Here is a 6,262-nt window from a genome sequence, read left to right as displayed (position 1 = left end):
CAGGGAATGAGGTACAGCCTTCTCAACCATGTCGTTGGGAAGGCTGTTTTGTTTTCCCCCTCTTACTCGAAAAAGAGGGGGTTGTTTTTTTGCATTTGCTTCAGAATAACCGTAGGCAAGGTGTACGCATGGCTGTCGAGGAAGCACTCCACGAGATAGCGCTCCGCGTAGGAGGAAGTTAGCGCCAGCTCCCCCCACCACTCCGTTTCGTACCGGCAGAGCATGCTGAGCACGTACAAAATCAGGTAGTGGCTGGCCCAGGTTGGCAGAGGAAGTGTCTCCGGCGCACCGTTCCAGAAAAACAGGGAGCCGTGATGAAAAGAAAACAGCGGGTGCCTTTCCCATTCCGAAAGAGCGGCCGAAGTGACAACCGCTTCCCTGCCGATGCTGTCTGCCCATTCAAACAGGAAAGCGTCGCAGCCGTCGGGAACAAGCCGTCGAATATACTGTCGAAGCGTCTCGGGAGAATATGCCAGCGGCCCGTCAGAACCGGTGGGGAACGCTATTCGATACACGGTTCCCTGTTGGTCATCGTGTGGCGTTACGATGCCCAGGTCAAGGCGGACCCACGGCGATTTTCTTCCGGTAACGACTGCATACGGACCGCTCAACTCCGACAAGGACGCAAACAGTTCATCCAGCGAGTACCGATCATTGAGGGGCGTAGGAGCGAACAGACGGGCCAGGTGTGCGAACAATCCTTCCTTTTGCGGCCGAACTTCATCCTCCAACAGATGGTATACTCCGCGCTTCCGCTTGCGCGTGGTCACGCCGTGCTGCAGCACGCGGCTGTTTTGCGGATAGTCAGGGTCGCAGGTAATCAGCCATCCTTTCAGCAGATGCACATACCCGTAAAACAGCAGCAGCGGGCGAACCGAGAGCGAGGCGCCATGAGCCGTTTCGTAAAACTGCCGCGCCTGCTGCCAGGTGTATAAAAAGCGGGTGCTCTGCTGGAACGCCAGGCGGTCGGGGTGCGGCAGCCCCCTAGATTGGTAGCAGTGGGACAAATACCTGCGCGCGGCTGGCTCCGTTTCCAGCAAGCGCAGTGTGGTCCATGCATCCTGCATCGTCATCACCTTTGGTTAACTTTCGTAAAATGGTAACGCTTTCTTGGTATTTTTTTTGATTTATCTGGATAATTGACGGCATACCCGAACGATACAAGCTTTCCTTGACAGTAAATTAAGCCGTTTGTTACACTGGCGATAAATATTTTGGCGAAAGGAGCTTATTATTGTGCGGGAAGACAAATTCGTGAAAGAAGGTTTGACGTTTGATGACGTTCTCCTCATTCCGGCCAAATCGGAAGTGCTTCCCCGGGACGTCGACATCACGACGAAGCTGAGCGAAAACGTTACCTTGAACATTCCCCTGATCAGTGCCGGCATGGACACGGTGACAGAATCTAAGCTCGCTATTGCCATGGCTCGTCAAGGCGGTCTCGGGATTATCCATAAAAACATGACCATTGAACAACAAGCCAGTGAAGTGGATCGCGTCAAGCGCTCGGAAAGCGGCGTCATCACCAATCCGTTCTCGTTGACTCCGGACCATACCGTCGCCGATGCGGACCAGCTCATGGGCAAATACCGCATTTCCGGCGTCCCCATCGTCGATGAGCAGAACCACCTCATTGGGATTCTTACCAACCGGGACCTTCGTTTTGTGCACGACTTTTCCACTCCCATTAAAGAAGTCATGACCAGAGAAAATCTGGTAACGGCTCCTGTCGGAACGACGCTGCAGCAGGCGGAAGCCATCCTGCAGAAACACAAGATCGAGAAACTGCCCTTGGTGGACGAAAATAACGTTCTCAAAGGGTTGATTACCATCAAGGACATCGAGAAAGCGATCCAGTACCCGAACGCTGCAAAAGACAAGCAGGGACGTCTTCTTTGCGGTGCGGCAGTCGGTGTGACAGCCGACACGTTTGAACGGGCGGATGCGCTGGTGAAGGCTGGCGTAGACGTACTGGTGGTGGATACCGCACACGGCCACTCTATCAACGTCATCAACACCGTGAAGAAGTTGAGACAAGCCTATCCGGACCTGACCATCGTGGCGGGTAACGTGGCTACGGGTGAGGCAACCCGCGACCTGATCGAAGCAGGTGCCTCCGTGGTTAAGGTAGGGATTGGACCCGGCTCCATCTGTACCACGCGTGTCGTAGCCGGTATCGGCGTACCGCAGATTACCGCCATTTACGACTGTGCGCGCGTTGCCCAAGAGTACAATATTCCAATTATTGCCGATGGCGGCATTAAATACTCCGGTGACCTGACAAAAGCGATCGGCGCGGGCGCGTCGGCCATCATGATCGGCAGCCTGTTCGCCGGAACCGAGGAAAGCCCCGGCGAATTCGAAATTTACCAAGGCCGCCGGTTCAAGGTGTACCGCGGCATGGGGTCGATCGGTGCAATGAAAGCGGGCAGCAAGGACCGCTACTTCCAGGAAAACGAACAAAAACTGGTTCCGGAAGGCATCGAAGGCCGCGTTCCGTACAAAGGTCCGCTGGCTGACGTAGTTTATCAATTGGTTGGCGGGCTGCGTGCCGGCATGGGCTATTGCGGGGCCAAAACCATTCGGGAGCTGATCGAAAACTCCCAGTTTGTCCGCATCACTGGTGCCGGTCTGAGGGAAAGCCACCCGCACGACGTGCAGATTACCAAAGAAGCGCCCAACTACTCCATCTCCTAGGGCGATTGACGAAAAACCCTTTCACGATTGTGAAATGCACCCCCTACAGCAGGGGGTGCATTTTTCTGTGCAAACGGAACTGTGTAACCTATACATCTGCCAATATTAAACAGATAATTTGGAAAACGTAAGCTCGAAAGCCAAACACCTGGGTGATTTGTCTAATTAAGTGTCGAAGGGAGTGAAACTGAATGGACGTTGTTGCCTTCGTAAAACAGGCACAGTCGGGCAATGATGCGGCTTACCTTGCCTTGTTTCAACAATACGAAGAAATGGTGTACAGGATCGCTTTCGGACAGAAAAAAGCAGACTCGCCTTTACAAATAGAAGGTGAGTGGAACGTTGCTGTTTTTGTGAAGCGTTCATAACCTTGCACCGCGATTTTTCGTCTATATAAGATTGGAGAGTGGTTTTTTTCCAGTCTCCGACGCGGACAAACAGGTCGAAACAACCTTCAAGGAAGCCCTGCTTGTATGGTACACTTACACTTGTGTGCTCATGCCAATCGTGGCGAAGAACGACAGAAACGGGAGAGTGAGTAAAGCAAATGAAACAAAAAAGATGGACGAGGCGATTGATGGGACTGTTCCTTTCTGTCGCTGTGTTTTTGACCGCGTGGGGCGGCTTGTCTGACGGCGCAGGAGCTGCACAGCCCAACCTGCAGTTGGCGGTTAAATCGGCCATTCTGGTGGAAGCGTCCACGGGCAAGGTGCTGTACAGCAGCAATCCGGATGTACCGCTGCCGCCGGCCAGCATGAGCAAGATGATGACCGAGTACCTCGTGCTGGAAGCGATTAAACAAAAGAAAATCAAGTGGGACGAAAAGGTTCAGGTGAGCGAATACGCCTTTTACATCGCCAAAATGCCGGACTCCGCAGGCGTCTACCTGAACATGGGCGAGTCTCATACCGTCAAGGATCTGTACAAGGCCATGGCGATCGTGTCCGCCAACGACGCAACCGTGCTGCTTGCGGAAAAAGTGGGCGGCAGCGAAGCCAACTTCGTGGCAATGATGAATAAAAAGGCCAAGGAACTGGGGATGAAAAACACCTCGTTCGTGACGTCGACCGGTTTGCCCGTTGAAGATCTGGGGCCGTATGCACCGCAATCCGAACAAAAGGAAAACATGATGTCCGCACGGGACTCCGCGATCCTGGCCCGCGCGCTGATTCGCGATTTCCCGGAAGCGTTGGAATACTCCAAAATTCCGGAGCTGGCGTTCCGTGAAGGTATGCCAAACGTGATCAAAAAGAAAAACTACAACTGGATGCTTCCCGGACTGCTCAGCTACTATCCGGGGGTAGATGGTTTGAAGACCGGCTATACGTCGGCGGCGGGATACTGTTTCACCGGTACGGCAACACGGGATGATATGCGCCTGATCAGCGTCGTCATGGGGACCAGCAGCGAGTTGAAGCGCTTTGAAGAAACCAAAAAGCTGTTTGACTACGGCTTCAGCAACTTCAAGCTGACCAAAAAGGTGGAGAAGGGAGCCGCGGTAAAAGGCTTTGAAACCGCGCCGGTGAAAAACGGTGTGGACCTGACCGTACCAGCTGTAACGAGTAAAGAGGTAAACGTCCTGACCCAAATTGGCGAGGACACCAAGTTTACGCCGGTCGTGACCTTCCAGGATCTGAATGCGCCGCTGACGAAAGGACAGGTCATCGGGAAAGTGGTCTTTAAAGAAGAAGGAGAAAAGGACAGCGACTACCTGCAGCCGGAAGACGTGACCAAGGGGGGCGTCGACCTCGTGGCTGGACAAGACGTAGAGGAAGCAAGCTGGATTCGCCTGTTCTTCCGCAGCATCATCCAATTTATTAGTAACATTTTCAGCAGCGTCACCGGCAAATAAGTGGTTGTGTCGAAAATCACACTTCGTTTACAATGGTGAATATTACGACAACGTTTGCACAAAAACGTGCAGATCTAGAGTCCACATGGGTAGGAGGCAAAAAGCATGGTACAAGTAGGAACGTCCCGCGTTAAAAAAGGTATGGCTGAAATGCAAAAAGGCGGCGTCATCATGGACGTCGTAAATGCCGAACAAGCGAAGATCGCGGAAGCGGCCGGTGCCGTTGCCGTTATGGCACTGGAACGCGTACCGTCTGATATTCGCGCGGCCGGCGGAGTGGCGCGCATGGCTGACCTGGGCATCGTGGAAGAAGTGATGAAAGCGGTATCCATCCCGGTCATGGCCAAGGCACGGATTGGCCACTTCGTTGAAGCACGCGTGCTCGAGGCGATGGGCGTTGACTACATCGACGAGAGTGAAGTGCTCACTCCTGCCGACGACATGTTCCACATCAACAAAAAAGACTTTACGGTTCCGTTTGTCTGCGGTGCCCGCGATCTGGGCGAAGCGCTGCGCCGCATCGGTGAAGGCGCGTCCATGATCCGCACCAAAGGGGAGCCGGGTACGGGCAACATCGTGGAAGCGGTTCGCCACATGCGCACGATGCAGGCACAGATTCGCAAAGTGCAAAGCATGTCCTACGACGAACTGATGGCGGAAGCGAAAAACCTGGGTGCACCGTACGAACTTCTGGAATACGTGCATAAAAACGGGAAGCTGCCGGTTGTCAACTTCGCAGCCGGTGGTGTGGCTACGCCGTCCGACGCTGCACTGATGATGCAGCTTGGGGCAGATGGCGTGTTCGTCGGCTCCGGTATCTTCAAATCGGAGAATCCGGAGAAATACGCCCGCGCCATCGTCGAAGCGACGACGCACTACACCGACTACGATCTGATTGCCCGCGTCTCCAAAGGACTGGGTACGGCTATGCCGGGTATCGAAATCTCCAAACTGCGCGAAGCAGATCGCATGCAAGAGCGCGGCTGGTAAGGTGAACAACATGAAAATTGGCGTACTTGCCCTGCAGGGAGCTGTAGCCGAACACATCCGCATGCTGGAACAAGTCGGTGCAACAGCGGTCCCGGTGAAAAAAGTGGAAGAGCTCAACGATCTGGACGGTCTGGTGATCCCCGGCGGGGAAAGCACCACAATCAGCAAGTTGATGCACAAATACGGCTTTATGGAAGCCATCCGCCAGTTTGGCCAAGCCAAAAAACCGATTTTTGGCACATGTGCCGGCGCCATCCTGCTGGCCAACCGCATCAACGGCCAGGATGACTGCCACCTCGGTCTGATGGACATGAAGGTGGAGCGCAACGCGTTTGGACGTCAAAAGGAGAGCTTTGAAGTCGATCTGCCCGTGGCGGGCATCGCTCCCGATTTTCCGGCTGTCTTTATTCGGGCGCCGTACATTATGGAACTGGGGGAAAACGGTCAGGTGCTGGCGAAGTACGAAGACAAAATTGTCGCCGCCCGCCAAGGCCATTACCTGGCAGCTGCCTTCCACCCGGAACTGACGGAGGATGCGCGCATCCACAAATTCTTCTTTGACATGGTGAAGGAGTACCGGGCCGATAAAGTTCAGGCCTGATCCCGCACTCACATAAAAAACCGGTACCGCACGTGGTGCCGGTTTTTTTGTCAACCGCCTCCTTTACACAGGTATAGAACCTGTAGTACAGTTAACAATAGATGTATCGAATATTGAATGCG

The 6,262-nt window shown here is 54.0% G+C and carries 6 protein-coding genes and 1 other annotated feature (1 of these 7 only partly in view); of the genes, 5 read left to right on the top strand and 1 reads right to left on the bottom strand.

Annotated features, from left to right (window positions below; translation table 11 throughout):
• Positions 1 to 62: 62 nt before the first annotated feature.
• The gene (locus KDN35_RS09900) at positions 63 to 1,067 is read right to left on the bottom strand and encodes a YaaC family protein (protein WP_171567408.1); all 1,005 of its coding nucleotides are present in this window, start codon (positions 1,065 to 1,067) and stop codon (positions 63 to 65) included.
• A gap of 169 nt (positions 1,068 to 1,236) precedes the next feature.
• Here KDN35_RS09900 and guaB point away from each other — a divergent pair, with 169 nt between their 5' ends.
• The 5 genes from guaB to pdxT all read left to right on the top strand — a co-directional run bounded on the left by guaB (position 1,237) and on the right by pdxT (position 6,140).
• Positions 1,237 to 2,697, top strand: a complete 1,461-nt coding sequence (gene guaB, locus KDN35_RS09895) for an IMP dehydrogenase (protein ID WP_171567407.1) — start codon at positions 1,237 to 1,239, stop codon at positions 2,695 to 2,697.
• Between the two features lie 191 nt (positions 2,698 to 2,888).
• Positions 2,889 to 3,065, top strand: coding sequence for a hypothetical protein (locus KDN35_RS09890; protein WP_171567406.1), 177 nt, complete (start codon positions 2,889 to 2,891; stop codon positions 3,063 to 3,065).
• Positions 3,066 to 3,244: 179 nt separating this feature from the next.
• A complete protein-coding gene (locus KDN35_RS09885) occupies positions 3,245 to 4,549 on the top strand; it encodes a D-alanyl-D-alanine carboxypeptidase family protein (RefSeq protein ID WP_171567405.1) in 1,305 nt (434 codons plus the stop codon).
• A 105-nt stretch (positions 4,550 to 4,654) separates the two neighbouring features.
• Positions 4,655 to 5,539, top strand: coding sequence for a pyridoxal 5'-phosphate synthase lyase subunit PdxS (pdxS, locus tag KDN35_RS09880; RefSeq protein ID WP_171567404.1), 885 nt, complete (start codon positions 4,655 to 4,657; stop codon positions 5,537 to 5,539).
• A gap of 10 nt (positions 5,540 to 5,549) precedes the next feature.
• A complete protein-coding gene (gene pdxT / locus KDN35_RS09875; protein ID WP_171567403.1) occupies positions 5,550 to 6,140 on the top strand; it encodes a pyridoxal 5'-phosphate synthase glutaminase subunit PdxT in 591 nt (196 codons plus the stop codon).
• Between the two features lie 113 nt (positions 6,141 to 6,253).
• Positions 6,254 to 6,262: a binding site (T-box leader), on the top strand; it runs 221 nt beyond the window's last position.

This window comes from Brevibacillus sp. NL20B1 (genome assembly GCF_018195675.1).
Lineage (GTDB): Bacteria > Bacillota > Bacilli > Brevibacillales > Brevibacillaceae > Brevibacillus > Brevibacillus aydinogluensis.
This window is presented reverse-complemented; position numbering and strand designations above follow the sequence as displayed.